Source organism: Anaerobacillus arseniciselenatis, assembly GCF_001865995.1.
GTDB lineage: Bacteria > Bacillota > Bacilli > Bacillales > Anaerobacillaceae > Anaerobacillus > Anaerobacillus arseniciselenatis.
Genome location: NZ_MLQQ01000018.1, coordinates 238,297 through 253,643, shown reverse-complemented (window position 1 = coordinate 253,643; position 15,347 = coordinate 238,297). Strand labels below are relative to the sequence as shown.

Sequence of the window (15,347 nt, the reverse complement as noted above, 5' to 3'; positions counted from 1 at the left end):
ACGCGAGAAGGTCTCGCGTTACCTTTTGGGTGATGTAACGCTTCGTTCGGGCACCCGAGAAGGTCTCGCGTTACCTTTTGGGTGAAGTGGCGCTTTGTTCGGGCACGCGAGAAGGTCTCGCGTTACCTTTGGGTGAAGTGGCGCTTCGTTCGGGCACCCGAGAAGGTCTTGCGTTACCTTTTGAGTGATGTAACGCTTCGTTTGGGCACGCGAGAAGGTCTCGCGTTACCTTTTGGGTGAAGTGACACTTCGTTCGGGCGCGCGAGAGATTCTTACGTGCCCTTTAGGTGATGTAGAGTACGATTAGGGCAGTTACACTAAGGATAAGTGGCCGAACTTGAGTGCCAACACTGAATTCAGGCACTTACACTAATTTGCAATCAACCCCTGTTTTACTGCTCACTCCCCCAATAATACGAAGTACGTGATACTGCATACTCATTTATTATAGTGCCATTCCTTTTCTCCCACTCAACCGAACCCGTTATTATTATGTGGCAACTTTTTGATTGCCCCTATATTCCTTATGTTGTTTCGAGCGCTTCACACTGACGATGATCGTCGCGATGGGGCCGATCCAAAGAAACGCGGCATAAAGAGCATAGTCCAATGTTGCGACTCCAATGGCTGCCGCAGATAAAATCGCCACCATATTCCACGGGACCAATCCAGAAGTAACTAGCGCAGAATCACAAACGACTCTACCTAAGTCACTCCTCTTATAGCCGGCAGCTGTCCAAGTATTTTTTAAGGAACGGCTCGTTAACATTACCGGAAACGCTTGGTTACAGCCCACGATCGCAAAAATAATCCCGATGGCTACTGTTCGGATCGTATAATTGGTCAATGTACATGCTTTTTCAAACATCTTCTTCATAAACTGCTGAAAGATTTGCGTTCGATCTAATAAACCGTTCATTATGCTCGCAAGTGTAATAAAGATAAATAATTCTCCCATATTAAAAAATCCGCCACCTCTTAAAATTTCCTCTAAGCCTTTCGGTGACTGAAGGTAACCGAATCCTAAACTTTGTAAAACGCTGATGAGGGATTCTCCTTGGACGAATAAGGCCACAAAAATACCTGTTAATACCCCTAAAGCTAATGCTGGGATCGTCTTAACATTTAACAAAATACTACCAAACAAAATAACAATCGGTAACAATGTCAGTATTGATATGTAAAAATTTTCTTTTAAAAGTGCTGTAACTACACTGTTTTCCATCACCTCTTTAGGCTCAATCGTAAAACCGAGTACAAAATAGAAAATGAGACAAAACGAAACCATTAATATCGTCGTCGGTAACATGTTTCGAAAAAGTTGTTTAGGATCAACCTCGACGGAGTTGGAAGCTAAATGAAAAATTGAAGACAGCGGTGAACAGCGATCACCTACAAAAGCCCCAGAGACGAGAGCGCCAGCGACAAGCGCGATCGGGACGTCAACTGTAACTGCAACCCCGATAACTATAATTCCTAGTGAACCCAGCGTACCGATGGCGGTGCCTAAAATAAATGAAGTCACAGCTGTAATGACAAAAGCAAATAATAAAATCCAATTCGGTTCGATCCAACGGACGATGTAAGAGATCATCGTAGGAACCGTTCCACTTATAATCCAAGCCGGTATAAGCACTGAAATTAATGCCAATATAATTAAAACAGGTTTGATTCTTTTTATCCCATCAAGGCTGGCAAGTATTATATCTTTAGTAGTAAATCCTTTTAGATAAATTAAAATAATGACCAGCGCCAACCCAACTGCAAAGCCAATAAACAATGGGATTTGCAAAACCGCCGCTAAAGTCAAACTTGTAACAATAAATAAAAACGTTAAAATTGCGTCTCTCATAGAGGTCCCCCATTTCCAAACTTCAACATCTTTCATTGTATATGGGGACAGTAAAGTGATCAATCACTTTCTGAAGGTAAATCTAAATTTTTCCAGTATTAATCAATTCAAAAACAAAAAACTAAAAGAAACTTGGAAAAAGGAGGACAATATAATGAAAGATCTAAAAAAAAGCGTTTATGAAAATGAACCGACGATTGCCACTGGAATTGATGATGATGAAGAGTTAAGTGAAAATGCTACTTCTGAAGAAAAAAAACGTGGAGACTATACTAAGGTTGTCACATTAAGAGCTACGACGAAAATCCAAGATTAAAATAAAAAATATATTTTAATCAGTGCATAAAAAAATATAAATTTTAGCACATTAAAGGTGTTGCCTTTTTGGTTAACTACTTTTTAAGGGGGGAAAGTTTTGACTGTTCAAACTCAAATTCAACAAGCGTTATCTTCTGCACAAAGTGTTGAGGCGAGCCTTACACAGTTTAGTCTTGAAACGGAAAATCAACAAGCAAAACAATTGTTTCAAAACTTAGCACAACAGCAAAAAACAATTGTCCAGCAACTTGAAACTCGCTACAACCAAGTGTTACAAGAAGAACCGCAATTTCAGCAAAACCAAGACCCTAATCAAAAGCAATAATTAATCGCGTTAAATCTAAGGAGGAATTTTAAAATGCCGAATCAACAACAAAACCAACAACAAGTTCAACAAGCTCAGCAAGCTGCTCAACAAGCGATGCAAGCAATTCAACAAGCTCAACAACAAGCAAACCCACAACAGTTGCAGCAAGCTCAACAACAATTACAACAAGCTCAGCAGCAAGTTCAGCAAGCTTCTCAGCAAGCTTCGCCACAACAGCAACAACAATTACAACAGGCGCAGCAACAGCTACAACAAGCTACACAACAAGTTCAACAAGCTAACCAACAACAGCAACAAATGCAACAACAACAACAGCAAAATCAACAACAATAATTTTAATTGTAAAAAACGGTTTGCTTCATGACGAGGCAAACCGTTTTTTATTAAAGGCTCTTTTCGTAAAGATTGTTGCTTTTACTATAAATTAGGTTAATAAATGGCTTGTTTTTATGGGATTATTGTTGTTACAGAAAACGAAAAGATGCCAACCCTTGAAATTACATGGGATATCAGTTAATTTGAAAAGCAACAATTAAAACGAAAACAGCGTTATTAAAAGCACTCTACAGCTTCAATTGTTCTGCTGCACCCCTTTTTTAGTGGGCAAAAACATGGTTACCTATTATTGTTGATACGGTTCGGCTTCTTACCCACTCATCGTTCGTTTTATCGGGGTTATAAAAGAACAGTGAACCATTCGTCGGATCTTCACCACTAAGAGCACGTCGGGCTGCTTCGTAGTTTTCTTCATTTGGAGTAGCTCGGTCAAGAGCCCCATTACCAGCTGGGCTAAATTGATAGTGGCCATGACTTTTTTCGAATAGGACATCTTGAATCGAGTTAGGAAATAGGTCACTATTTACTCGATTTAAAATGACGGCGCCAACAGCGACTTGTCCTTCTTTTGATTCTCCTCTCGCTTCAGCATGGATCATTTTTGCCAGCCATTCTAGTTCCTCTTCGTTAATATTTATATTCGCAGTTGGTGCAGTGCTAATACTTCCGGCAGTTGGAATTACTAATACTTGTCCGATGCGTAAAAAGTCCGATGTTAAATTGTTCGTTGTTTTAATCGCATCTACGGTCGTACCGTTTCTAGCTGCGATTTGTGACAGTGTATCCCCTGATACGACGACATAAGTTTGATCTGTTTGTTGTACTGGTGCCGTAGTTGTCCCAGCAGGGATCGAAAGTGTTTGTCCGATGCGTAAAAAGTCCGATGTTAAATTGTTCGTCGTTTTTATCGCATCTACGGTCGTACCGTTTCTAGCTGCGATTTGTGATAGTGTATCCCCTGATACGACGACATAAGTTTGATCTGTTTGCTGCACTGGTGCCGTAGTTGTCCCAGCAGGGATCGAAAGTGTCTGTCCGATGCGTAAAAAGTCCGATGTTAAATTGTTCGTCGTTTTTATCGCATCTACGGTCGTACCGTTTCTAGCTGCGATTTGTGATAAAGTGTCTCCGGATACTACTGTATATGTAGTTGACGCAGTTTGTTCAGTTGGGCTACTTGCAGAAGCCTCAGCACTTGGAGTTAATGTTAAAAATCCAAATGAAGTAATCAAAAGAGTTCCGGCAACCACTTTTATTGCTTTTACTTTTAAGTTAGGCAAATGTTTTCTCGTGTAATCTAAAGCTTCTTCTTTCAAGTTTCTTTGTTCATCTTTTTGTCTTGTACCTAATTCATCTGAAAATTCCGACATGCGTTCATTTAAATATAAAACGAGTTCATAGCCATCTTCTGTTTTGTGTAATCGGTAATGCGAAAATGAATCCATCATTGTCCCTCCTTCTGCTGTTAATATTCCCAATAAAAACTTTTTTAGGAATGCAGAAGGATTTTTTAGGGTCATTAAGATTTTGCATAGTGACTGCAATTCCTCGTCCCAAATTTTCAGCGAAGTAATCTTGCAAAGTCTCAACCTAACCAACAAACCAACTAACCACTAACCAACTACAACAAAAAAGCTGCCTCCTAGTGAGACAGCTTCGTTTTTAAAAATTAAGCTTTTTCTTCAATTTTATCAATGACAACGTTAATCGCACCGTCTCCAGTAACGTTTGCTGCTGTACCGAAGCTATCTTGCGCCATGTAAAGGGCAATCATTAAGCCCATTGCTGCTTCTCCAAACCCTAACATTGTCGTTAAAATTCCTAGAGCAGCCATAATTGCTCCACCCGGTACTCCTGGTGCTGCAACCATGATTAAACCAAGCATAAAAATAACTGGCAACATCGTCGCAAATGTTGGTTGTGCTAAATCAGGGGTCAGCATCATGACAGCAACCGCACAGAATACGATCGTAATGACACTTCCTGATAAATGGATCGTCGCACAAAGTGGAACACCGAAATCAGCGACTTCATCTTTCACCTTGTTCTTTTTCACTGAACGTAATGTCACCGGAATTGTTGCTGCACTACTCATCGTTCCTATTGCTGTAAAATAAGCTGGAAGCATATTTTTAATTAACGTAAATGGATTTTTACCACTGTAAGCTCCCGCTGACACATATTGAATAATGATCCAAACCCAATGTGTAGCGATAGCAAGGAGCAATACGACACCAAATACTTTTAATGTATCAAAAACTGTGCCTTCTGCTGCAAGCTCTGCAAAAATACTCGCAATATAAATCGGTAAAAATGGAATGATGATTTTCGCAATCACTAAATCAATAATTTTTTTACCTTCATCAAAAATCGTTTTTAACATTTGACTTTCTGTTTTCGCAATACCAATCCCAAAAACAAAGGCTGTAACAAGAGCTGTTATAACGCCCATTAATGGAGCAATTTCTAGCTGTAAAAATGGCTCAAAAGAAGAACCTTCTGCAATCACCGATTGTTCCGGTGAAGTAAATGGAATTACAGTAATCGCAATGATGAATGCTACTAGACCGGCTAGGACCGTAGATAAATAAGCAATTCCAACGGTAGTCCCTACAAGACGACCTGACTTCTTCCCTAAACCTGCTACCCCACTAGCAATGAAGAACAAAATAATAAATGGAATAATAAATCCGATAAAGCTTCCGAAGATTGCCTTAATGCTTAAAAGTACACGGATGACAAATTCGGGTGAAATGAGTCCAAGAATAATCCCAATAATAATCCCGGCAATTAGCTTTAAAACAAGTTTCATGTTTTCCCCTCCTTAATTTTTTTGTATTTCTGAGAAACACATTTGTTTTTTATATATTACCTTATTTTTTCAAAATTGCAATACATGTTTATTTTTTCAGAATAATAAGATAATATATACTTATAGTATATTACTAGTTTAAAAGTTTAATTCCTACAAACTAAATAAGGCTGTAGCAAATTAAAATGTCAGACACTTCAGTTTGCGACAACCTCTTTTATACTTACTTTTTATTTATTTGATCATTCCTCAATAGATAAAAAAGTTGCTGTTGCTTTGGCTAATAACCTCTCCTGGTCATCTTTAAGAAGACATTCGACAAATTGAGCTTTCCTCCCCTTTTTCAAAAAGGAAGCTTCCGCAAATATTTTACCGCTTTTTGCTGTGCGAAAAAACTGGGTTTTTAGTTCTAGTGAAACCCCTGGACGTTCTGCAAACGCAGCACATAAATGCCCCATTGCCGTATCAGCAATATATGTAATCATCCCACCATGTATGAAACCGATCGGATTAAACATCAATTCAGAAATCGGCGCTTCGATCCGGACGACTTCGTTTTCTTCATCGTATTCAAAATCAAAATTTAATAATGAATACATAAACAGCTCACCTGTCCCTTCTTGATGTGTTTCTAGAGCATGTTCAAACTGTTTACGCAATTTTTCTTTATCCACTCTTAATCCCCCACTCTTTGCATTTTCTCTTATTATATAGTAGAAGATTGAAATTAGGAAATTTTGGTTACAACAACTCGTTTTTGAGCAACTATTACGAAAGAAAAAAGGGACTGCCCCATAAGTGTCTGACACCATGCAGAACTTTCTAAATAGAGGGTGGGACAAAAGTGTCTAACACAACAAGGATCCTACTAAATATAGACGTACAGATTTATCATATGTCTATATTCGGTGCCTAGCGGTGTCTGACACTTTTTTTGTCCCACCCTCTATTTGGTGCCTAACGGTGTCACTTTCTTATCGAACAGCCCCTCTAATGTATTGACAAAGTTTTTTATCACTTTAGGCTATTTGTTAGTGTTCGTTAATCGATGGATTTTCTTCTTTATTTTCAATTTCGTTTTCTTCATACCAATCATCAAGTACTTTGGCATCTAGCACTTTATCTTTAACGTAAGCAGTTTGTTTTTTTGAAAAAACAGTTTCCCATGCTACCTCAAGTTCTTCTGAAAGTTTAACAGTCGTCAGTAGTTCTTGCCATGCAACATAACGTTTGTACCAGAAAAATTGTGGTTGTTCACTCATGTAAGGGTATAGCGTGTCAAATTCAGTATGCTTGCAATCAATCGTTCGTTCAAATTGGTTTTTCGCTTCTTTTATTTTTTCAATAAAAAATGGCTTTAAGTCTTGATTACTCATAAAAATTCCCTCCCGCAATTTTCTTTTTGTTGTTACTGTTTCAACTTTTAAGTACTATTTTTCTTTCAGTCTATGACCGACGAAATCATTGGTAAATTTATAGAAACATAATATTAACGAATATTCTAACATAAATAGCGCGGTTATTGTTGGGTATTTTTCTGACAATTTTCATCGAAAGGTGGATACGGCTAAATGTAGTTAACCTTTAAATAAGCCCACCCCGTAATAGGATGTTACTGTAAGGACAATTGTCCATAAGCCTAAGCTAATCGTTGTCCAGCGAAAAGTGAGTTGTTTTTTAGCACCAAGAGATATGGCAATGACCACCGCTAAATGAGCTCCTGTAATAATCGGTCCTGATAAACTTAAGCCCGGTAATCCATATTTATTCCATATTTCCACTGCTCTTTTTGTTCTTTTTTTCTTTTTAGTTTTTCTTTTTGATTGCCACACTTCATATTTTTCGTAAAAATAGATAAGCAAATAAACAGTCGCTAAATTTCCTAAAAATGAGATAACCCCCACTAATAATGGGTTTGCTCCTCGGATAATTGCAAGCGGGATGACAACAGCAATCTCTATCCAAGGAATTGCCGCTAAAATAAAAATTAGGACGTATTCCCAAACTGATACTATAAAGTTCATGGTAGCCTCCTAATGTTTCTGTCACAGGAATCAATTTTAACAAATCAAGAGAGTCTTTATCAACTCATAGCAGTTGCTTTTAACAAACTAACTTTCCATACAAAACGCGCATGACGAAGCTTCGCCACCATTAATATGGAAAAGTCGAATGATTTCCTTCACTTCGCTTTGACCTTCTTCCGAATCTCAGAGGCTCGTTCACGAAATCATTCGACTTTTTTCATACAAAACTCTCATGGCGGTAATCGTCACCATGTAGTATGTAAAATTTCGGTTCGATTCCGCCCTTCGAACAAACCAACTAGCCACTAACCAACAAACCAATACAAAAAAGGCTGCCTTAAAAGCAACCTGTATTTCTTGTGCTAAACTATAAAATTAATATCAACTAATCTATTTCTACGAAATATTTTAACAATTACTCGGTTGGTTTAAAAGCATAAAACGGACCCTTTTGATTATCGAGTGTAATATTTTGTGCAAATGTATCGGCCATTTTTGCAAATGAAACCTGAATTTCGTTATTTCTTTTACTGTATCTTCTGCTTGTGGCTCATCCAGAGCCATCCCTATTTGTGGACCGCCTAATAACGAATAGCTTAATTTGGTAGTAAACGAATAGTTTTAGATTGTTCACTCGATTTTGTAACAGCATCTAAAATCTTTTGTACTTCTAGCCCTGCTTCAAATGAAGGTAGGTAAGGGTGAATTTTGTTGTTAGCGATCGCCTCATAAACGGCATCTAAGGAACGGTAAAAAGCGTTATAATAACGTCCGGCGAGATCACTCATTTGCTGTGGTATTTCAAGATCTGAAAGTAATTCGACTTCTTCAAGTGGACCGTTGCCGATTCCGACAAGTACCTTTTTATCTTCGGTCATCATTAATGTACCTTCAGACCCGTATACCTCTAACTTCCAACTTTGTGAATGTCGTGCTGCACTTATAAGGCCTAGAGAAAATGTAGTCCCTTTAGAGAATAAACCAAATGTTTGGAACGAATCATCTGCTGTTCGGATTTCTTTTTCACCATTTTCCGGGTCAAATTCGGGCACGTGTGTAGTCAGTTGGCCACTCACCGATTGGATTTGATCGCCTACCCACCATAGAAGTGAATCAAACATATGCGAACCGATCGCCCCGAGCATTCCCCCAGCTTGATCTTTTTGTCCGAGCCAACCTCTGCTATTTGATATAAGTCGCTCATATCCAGGGAAACTCATCGAATAATTAACATGAAGAATTTCACCTAATTGACCACTAGAGATGACTTCTTTGATCTTTTGTCTAGCTGGTAAAAAACGAAATTCAAAATTGATAAACCCCTGCTTGTTCGCTTTATTTCTTGCTTCAATCATTTCAGTCGCTTCTTGTGCATTTTTAGCAAATGGCTTTTCACATAAAACGTGATGTCCATGCTCGTACGCTTTTAAAACCATCTCATGGTGTAGTAATGGTGCGGATGCAACTGAGACTAAATCTAGCTCTTCTTTTTCTAACATCTCATTCCAGTTATCATAAATTTTAGCAATCCCTGTTTCTTCTTCAAGTTCTTGAATTCGTCCTCTCCCAACACTAGCTAACGAAACGACTTCAAAGCCTGGATGAGATTGCATCATCGGTGCTTGTACTTTTGCTCCGAAGCCACCGCCAATAATTCCAACTCTAATTTTTTTCTCCATGTCATTCTCCTTCTTTGTTGTTTTCACTATATCCATACTAATATGTTGATTTGTCCACCACTCGTGGACATTTTAGCGATTTGTCCACGGGCGGTGTCAGACACCAAAAAGTTGATACCTAAAATGACTTTTCTAGTTCATCGACGAGTGAGCCGACGAAGGCAACTGCTTTACGGATTGGTTCAGGGTTTGACATATCTATGCCAGACATTTTCATAAGATCTAGCGGTTTTTTCGTGCCGCCTGCTTTCAATACTTCAATCCAACGCTCAGCAGCAGGCTTACCTTCTTCTTGAATCATTTGCGCCACAGCCGTGGAAGCCGTTAAGCCAGCAGCGTAGGTGTAAGGGTATAAGCCCATATAGTAATGAGGTTGTCTCATCCACGTCAGTCGTGCCCCTTCATCGATCTCTACCGTATCGCCCCAGAAGTCACCGAGTACATCGCCTTTTAATTGACAAAGAACGCTGGCAGTTATTGGCTTGCCACTTTCGGCATGGCGATAGACGCGCCTTTGCATTTCAGCTTCTAGTAAGTGAGTAACAAAATTATGATAATAAGTGCCTAACACTTGAACGATGACAGAACGTCTCATTTCTGGATCAGTGGTTTTCGCTAAAATCGAGTGACTTAACAGCATTTCATTTAACGTCGATGGTGCCTCAATGAAATATTTGGAAGGTCTCGTATTATGAATGCGTTGATACCGGTTAGCGAAAACAAAATGACCGGCATGTCCAAGTTCATGAGCTAGTGTAAAAGCTGAACGCATTTTACCTGACCATGTCATTAAAATATAAGGGTGGGCGCCGTACGGACTTGAGCAAAAAGCCCCGCTTCTTTTTCCGACCGTATCAGCGTAATCAACCCAGCGTTCGTTTATCGCAGTTTCCATTGCTTCCATATATTCTGGTCCCATTATTTCGAGTGCTTCGAGAACTATTTTCGATGCTCCTTCAAAACTCACTTCCGGTGTATCACCAAGTTCTATTGGCGTCTTCAAGTCACATAACAACATTTTGTCCAAACCTAATACCCGCTTTTTTAACTTTGCCAGTCGTCTCATATGCGGAGCGAGCTCTTTTTGAATAATGTCTAAAATATTATTGTACATTTCTGATGTAACTTGTTGCGGTTGTAAAAGCATCTCTTCAACCGAATCATAGTTTCTTAGGCGAGACATCACGACTTGTTTTTTCACTTCGGTGGCATATGTAGCGGCAAACGTATTTTTATATTGATTTAATGTATTGGTAAATGAAGCATAAGCTGCTCGACGTTCATTTGTATTCGTCGATTGCTCATAGCGAGTTTCATATAATGCAAACGACACTGGTAATTGTTCGCCGTTTTCATTTGTAATTGGCTCAAAATCCATGTCTGAAGTTTTACTGCGAGAGTAAATCATAAATGGGCTATCTAGCACCTCTCCTAGTGATGCCAACACGGTTTCAGTTTCTTTTGATAATCGGTGTTGTTTTGTTTCAAGTAACTCTATCAAACTTTTACGATATGTATCTAACCCTTCCTCATGCTCTAAGTATTCTTCAACCTGCCCGTCCGGTAATTCTAATATTTCTGAATGAATGAAAGATACCGCGGCATTTATTTTAGCGACAACTGCCGAAACGTTACTTAAGTTTGACTGATAAAGCGAGTTCGTTCCGTCTTCAGAAGAGCGTAAATGAGCATATGTAGTAACACGAATTGTTCGCATTTGTAGTTTTTCATGTGCATTAAGACAGGCAAGTAAAGTTTGAGCGCCTTCATGTAAGCGTCCTTGATATTGAGTTACTTGCTCTACCTCCTCCTCGAGCGTTGCTAATTCTTGTTCCCAAGATTCATTTGTTTGAAAAAGATCTTTCAAATCCCACGTTTGTTCAACTGGTACATTATCACGAGTCAATCTTTTTGACATTGTTTTCGTCCCCCTGTTGTTTGTAAAAATGATATTTCGAAAACCGAAACTATTACCATTATACACTTTCTTAATATTCAAATAAAGTGATGTCTTTTCTGAATTGCTATTACTGAAATAAAACCGAGTAAAAATTTTTTTCTGCATTTGGAAGTACTCCGCTTTTAAAAAATAAGAGCTGCCGCTGTGAATACGTATAAATTTAGAAAAACTTGCAACAATCCGGCAGATGAATGGTTCATCACGTACGCTAATCGTGGAAAATGTAAAAAATGAACATATTGAACCTTTCAATATGTTCAGAAATGGAGGATACTGTAAAACCCTTGCGCATTGAGCCCTTCAATATGCAGAAAAGTAGTAGAAAATGTAAAAAACGTGCATATTGAACACATCAATACGCACGCTGAGCTAATATAACCTATAAGATCAAGACATCAACTCCCCATTCACTGATAACGGTGTAAATCTAGCATTAAAAAAGCGCAACGTTGGAGGTTCGTACACCATTTTCAGCCCGACGATCTGCTCGCGCTTTTCATATAAAGAAATAATCGAGTCACAAACAACATCCATATGGTTGTTCGTATATACTCGTCTTGGGATCGTTAACCGAACTAACTCTAATTTTGGAACGTTATTTTCCCCGGTGACCTTGTTGCGACCCGCTGAAACAATGCCGCGTTCCATTGCTCTGACACCGGAGTCCAAATATAAGGCGGCCGCTAACGCTTGTGCCGGGAGCTCTTCTTGTTTTATGTGAGGTAAAAACTTTTTTGCATCTAAAAATACGGCGTGCCCCCCAATTGGCTTTACAACGGGAATTCCCGCATCAATTAACTGTTGCCCTAAGTAACGAACTTGCCCTATGCGATGACTAATATAGTTATCATCGATAGATTCGTAGATACCCAGAGCCATCGCTTCCATATCACGACCGCTTAAGCCTCCGTAAGACGGCATTCCTTCATATAATACGACCATCTCTCTCGCACGCGTATACAGCTCTTCTTCATTCATCGCTAAAAAGCCACCGATGTTGACGAGGCAATCTTTTTTACCACTCATCGTACAACCGTCAGAATAAGACAACATTTCTTTTAAAATATCTTTTACCGACTTGTCGGCATAGGCGTCTTCTCGCTCTTTAATAAAATAAGCATTTTCCACACAACGAGTTGCATCTAACATGACGGAAATTTTGTTTTGCTGACAAATCTCGTACACTTCTCGCATATTTTTCATGCTGACAGGTTGCCCGCCAGCTAGATTCACAGTGACGGCAAGACATAAGTATGGGATTTTCTCCGCACCAACATCATCAATTAATTTTTGGAACTTAATTAAATCAACATTTCCTTTAAAAGGATGATCTAACAACGAATCATGAGCCTCATCAATAATCACATCGACGAAAGTCGCGCCATTTAATTCTTGATGCGCCCTTGTCGTCGTAAAATACATATTGCCCGGAACGTAATCGCCCTCGTTAATCATCAGTTGCGATAATAAATTTTCCGCCCCTCTACCTTGATGCGTAGGAATGACGTATTTATATCCGTAAATGTCTTTCACTGCTTTTTCTAACTTATACCAACTTTTACTACCTGCATAAGCTTCATCACCGACCATTAATGCGCCCCACTGTTTATCACTCATTGCGGTTGTGCCACTATCTGTTAAAAGGTCGATATAAACATCTTCAGAATCAATTAAAAACGTATTAAACCCTGCTTTTTCAAGTGCTTGTTTTCGTTCTTCGTCATTTAACATTTTTAACGTTTCGACAGCTTTAATTTTGAACGGTTCAGCAGTTCGTTTTTTCATGAGCACCCTCCTGAATTTGGCAATTTTTACTTGTAGTTTGAGTATATAACTACTTTCAAACTATTCTCAAGAGTGCGAATTAATCCATAAAAGCTGTGAAACTTTATGGCAACAAAGTAGGGGCCGCCCCATAAGTGTTTGGCACCATGCGGCCCTACAAAATATATACGTATAAATCCATTATCCGTATATATTAGGTACCTAACGGTGTCTGACACTTTCTTTTGGGACAGCCCCTTATTAGTTAACTCTCATAAACATCCTCTTTAAATCGAAACAGATCTCGATAAATAATTTTATCGGAATAATAAAGTTCTGCAGCCCCTCGTTCAATGAGCGGTTGGCATAAATCACTTGCGACTTCTTCCCCTGTTTCATAACTTAAACAAGTTTCATTCGTATAAATATACTCATCAGTAATCACCGTACCGTTCCTTAAAACAGCGAAGTCATCACGATCCTCAGCAAACAAATCATTACCAAACATCGTTAAACCGTCTTCTTCAATTCCTAATAAGTTGAGTAATGTCGGCATCACATCGACCTGTCCAGATACGGTATCAAACGTTTTACCTTCTAAGCCCGGAATGTGAACGATTAACGGGACTCGCTCTAACTTCACCGCTTCAGCCACATCAATCTCTTTATCTAAAAACTTACTAAGTTCTCCGTAATGTGAGTTAGCAATTCCATAATGATCTCCATACATTACGAGAATCGTGTTTTCATAAAGTCCTTCTGCTTTTAATTCATCAACGAGAATACGCATCGCTTCATCTGTATAACGAACCGTTGGAAAGTATTGATTAACAATTCTACTATTAGAGTCAAACGGTTGAATAAAGTGATCTTCTTCATCTAAATGATACGGGAAATGATTCGTTAACGTAATCATCGTACTATAAAATGGCTCAGGAAGTTCTGTTAAATAATCCATCGATTGTTCCACAAAATCGATATCTTTTAAGCCCCAGCCAACAGAGTTCATTCTCGAAATTTCATAATCTTTAAACGAAAAATTGCTGTCATATCCGAAGTTAGGATACACGATATCGCGATTATAAAATGTTTTATCGTTGGCATGAAAGACGGCTGAATGATAACCATAATTTGATAATGTGTTCGGTAATGCTTTAAACTCATTATCATAATGTGTTAAAAATACAGCCCCTCTCCCTAACGGATATAACGAATTATTAATGAGAAATTCAGCATCTGATGTTTTTCCTTGCCCTGTTTGATAATAAAAATTTTCAAAGTAAAAGCTGTCTTCAATCAACTCATTTAAAAATGGAGTTATTTCTTGACCATTAAGCGTCTCACCAATGACAAAGCTTTCGACAGATTCAAGTGATACGACAATGACATTCATATCTTCTGCGATACCAAACATTTCTTCGTTAGACTCAATTCGACTTGCATCTAAATGTTTCAACACTCCTGATAAATCATCTTCATTTGAAAACACAGGTTGAGCATTCGTTTGCGTGTGAATGAAGGCATCATACAAATAAAAACTATAGACCCCTAAAGTGTTGACGATTTGTTCGCGATTATAAGCATTTGTTCGCTCTAACAAGTTTACATAAGAAAGTGAAAGAACGGTAAGAACTAACGCAGTTAAAACATAGCCCTTGGAATGCTGAAAAGTTAACCTTTTCGCCGATGGTATATATCTCTTTTTCATCATTAAAAAGCCGACCACGAATACATCAATAAAGTAAAAAACATCGTACCAAGCAATAAGCGCAAAAATACTCGTGCTTAAATCACCCATATTAGAGCTCATCGATAACATCGGTAAAGTGATAATATCGGTAAATTCTCGGTAATAAACGACATTTGAATATAAAATCACCGATAATAGTAAGCTAATAAAAAAATAATATTTTACTTGAAATTGAGGTTTTATAAATAGTCCAAAACCAAAAATAATCACTAAAAACAATAAAGTGTTTAGTAAAAACAGGACGATTTGATTGCTTGTAAGTTGAAATGTAAACGTTGTTACAATAATTGTTTTAACCCAAATTAACAAAAGCGTTAGCAATAAAAATCTATGGTTATTATAAAACGTTGTCATAATTCCCTCCGTTTTTCTTATTAATGAGTGAATTTCATAATTACCAAAAACGAGCAACATCACGCAATATATAGTTTGCGAATGATTTTGACGAAACTATATATTGATCTTAGTGGCGAGAAATGAATTATGAAATTCATTAAATAATTGCACAAAAATTATTGTTC

At 38.2% G+C, this 15,347-nt stretch carries 13 protein-coding genes; 3 read left to right on the top strand and 10 right to left on the bottom strand.

The window, feature by feature from the left end; genetic code table 11:
• Nucleotides 1–490: 490 nt before the first annotated feature.
• Complete coding sequence (locus BKP35_RS10140) at nucleotides 491–1,852, bottom strand: Na+/H+ antiporter NhaC family protein (protein WP_071313223.1); 1,362 nt, start codon at nucleotides 1,850–1,852, stop codon at nucleotides 491–493.
• A 154-nt stretch (nucleotides 1,853–2,006) separates the two neighbouring features.
• On the opposite strand from BKP35_RS10140, the gene BKP35_RS19535 reads away from it, so the two are divergent.
• The 3 genes from BKP35_RS19535 to BKP35_RS10130 all read left to right on the top strand — a co-directional run bounded on the left by BKP35_RS19535 (nucleotide 2,007) and on the right by BKP35_RS10130 (nucleotide 2,831).
• Entirely contained in the window at nucleotides 2,007–2,168 is a 162-nt protein-coding gene (locus tag BKP35_RS19535) for a hypothetical protein (RefSeq protein WP_169819196.1), read from the top strand.
• 99 nt (nucleotides 2,169–2,267) lie between these two features.
• On the top strand, nucleotides 2,268–2,495 hold the full coding sequence (locus tag BKP35_RS10135) for a DUF1657 domain-containing protein (RefSeq protein WP_071313222.1): 228 nt from the start codon (nucleotides 2,268–2,270) through the stop codon (nucleotides 2,493–2,495).
• Between the two features lie 33 nt (nucleotides 2,496–2,528).
• The gene (locus BKP35_RS10130) at nucleotides 2,529–2,831 is read left to right on the top strand and encodes a hypothetical protein (protein WP_071313221.1); all 303 of its coding nucleotides are present in this window, start codon (nucleotides 2,529–2,531) and stop codon (nucleotides 2,829–2,831) included.
• 263 nt (nucleotides 2,832–3,094) lie between these two features.
• Here BKP35_RS10130 and BKP35_RS10125 read toward each other — a convergent pair whose 3' ends face one another.
• The 9 genes from BKP35_RS10125 to BKP35_RS10085 all read right to left on the bottom strand — a co-directional run bounded on the left by BKP35_RS10125 (nucleotide 3,095) and on the right by BKP35_RS10085 (nucleotide 15,180).
• Nucleotides 3,095–4,279 (bottom strand): LysM peptidoglycan-binding domain-containing protein, encoded by a 1,185-nt coding sequence (locus BKP35_RS10125; RefSeq protein ID WP_245741936.1) that lies wholly within the window; start codon nucleotides 4,277–4,279, stop codon nucleotides 3,095–3,097.
• A 224-nt stretch (nucleotides 4,280–4,503) separates the two neighbouring features.
• The gene (locus tag BKP35_RS10120; protein WP_071313219.1) at nucleotides 4,504–5,646 is read right to left on the bottom strand and encodes a dicarboxylate/amino acid:cation symporter; all 1,143 of its coding nucleotides are present in this window, start codon (nucleotides 5,644–5,646) and stop codon (nucleotides 4,504–4,506) included.
• Nucleotides 5,647–5,888: 242 nt separating this feature from the next.
• Nucleotides 5,889–6,320: a PaaI family thioesterase gene (locus BKP35_RS10115; RefSeq protein ID WP_071313218.1), complete on the bottom strand. Its 432-nt coding sequence runs from the start codon at nucleotides 6,318–6,320 to the stop codon at nucleotides 5,889–5,891.
• Nucleotides 6,321–6,677: 357 nt separating this feature from the next.
• Nucleotides 6,678–7,022: a hypothetical protein gene (locus tag BKP35_RS10110; protein ID WP_071313217.1), complete on the bottom strand. Its 345-nt coding sequence runs from the start codon at nucleotides 7,020–7,022 to the stop codon at nucleotides 6,678–6,680.
• Nucleotides 7,023–7,223: 201 nt separating this feature from the next.
• Entirely contained in the window at nucleotides 7,224–7,670 is a 447-nt protein-coding gene (locus BKP35_RS10105; RefSeq protein WP_071313216.1) for a small multi-drug export protein, read from the bottom strand.
• 599 nt (nucleotides 7,671–8,269) lie between these two features.
• A complete protein-coding gene (locus BKP35_RS10100) occupies nucleotides 8,270–9,352 on the bottom strand; it encodes a Gfo/Idh/MocA family protein (RefSeq protein WP_071313215.1) in 1,083 nt (360 codons plus the stop codon).
• A 118-nt stretch (nucleotides 9,353–9,470) separates the two neighbouring features.
• On the bottom strand, nucleotides 9,471–11,270 hold the full coding sequence (gene pepF, locus BKP35_RS10095; protein ID WP_071313214.1) for an oligoendopeptidase F: 1,800 nt from the start codon (nucleotides 11,268–11,270) through the stop codon (nucleotides 9,471–9,473).
• A 429-nt stretch (nucleotides 11,271–11,699) separates the two neighbouring features.
• Complete coding sequence (locus tag BKP35_RS10090) at nucleotides 11,700–13,097, bottom strand: tyrosine phenol-lyase (RefSeq protein ID WP_071313213.1); 1,398 nt, start codon at nucleotides 13,095–13,097, stop codon at nucleotides 11,700–11,702.
• Between the two features lie 244 nt (nucleotides 13,098–13,341).
• Nucleotides 13,342–15,180 (bottom strand): LTA synthase family protein, encoded by a 1,839-nt coding sequence (locus BKP35_RS10085; protein WP_071313212.1) that lies wholly within the window; start codon nucleotides 15,178–15,180, stop codon nucleotides 13,342–13,344.
• Nucleotides 15,181–15,347 lie beyond the last annotated feature (167 nt).

Excerpts from the sequence above, each read along its gene's own strand:
- BKP35_RS10140 (WP_071313223.1), bottom strand. The coding sequence starts at position 1,852 with ATGAGAGACGCAATTTTAACGTTTTTATTTATTGTTACAAGTTTGACT.
- BKP35_RS19535 (WP_169819196.1), top strand. The coding sequence starts at position 2,007 with ATGAAAGATCTAAAAAAAAGCGTTTATGAAAATGAACCGACGATTGCC.
- BKP35_RS10130 (WP_071313221.1), top strand. The coding sequence starts at position 2,529 with ATGCCGAATCAACAACAAAACCAACAACAAGTTCAACAAGCTCAGCAA.
- BKP35_RS10125 (WP_245741936.1), bottom strand. The coding sequence starts at position 4,279 with ATGGATTCATTTTCGCATTACCGATTACACAAAACAGAAGATGGCTAT.
- BKP35_RS10120 (WP_071313219.1), bottom strand. The coding sequence starts at position 5,646 with ATGAAACTTGTTTTAAAGCTAATTGCCGGGATTATTATTGGGATTATT.
- BKP35_RS10110 (WP_071313217.1), bottom strand. The coding sequence starts at position 7,022 with ATGAGTAATCAAGACTTAAAGCCATTTTTTATTGAAAAAATAAAAGAA.
- BKP35_RS10105 (WP_071313216.1), bottom strand. The coding sequence starts at position 7,670 with ATGAACTTTATAGTATCAGTTTGGGAATACGTCCTAATTTTTATTTTA.
- BKP35_RS10100 (WP_071313215.1), bottom strand. The coding sequence starts at position 9,352 with ATGGAGAAAAAAATTAGAGTTGGAATTATTGGCGGTGGCTTCGGAGCA.
- pepF (WP_071313214.1), bottom strand. The coding sequence starts at position 11,270 with ATGTCAAAAAGATTGACTCGTGATAATGTACCAGTTGAACAAACGTGG.
- BKP35_RS10090 (WP_071313213.1), bottom strand. The coding sequence starts at position 13,097 with ATGAAAAAACGAACTGCTGAACCGTTCAAAATTAAAGCTGTCGAAACG.
- BKP35_RS10085 (WP_071313212.1), bottom strand. The coding sequence starts at position 15,180 with ATGACAACGTTTTATAATAACCATAGATTTTTATTGCTAACGCTTTTG.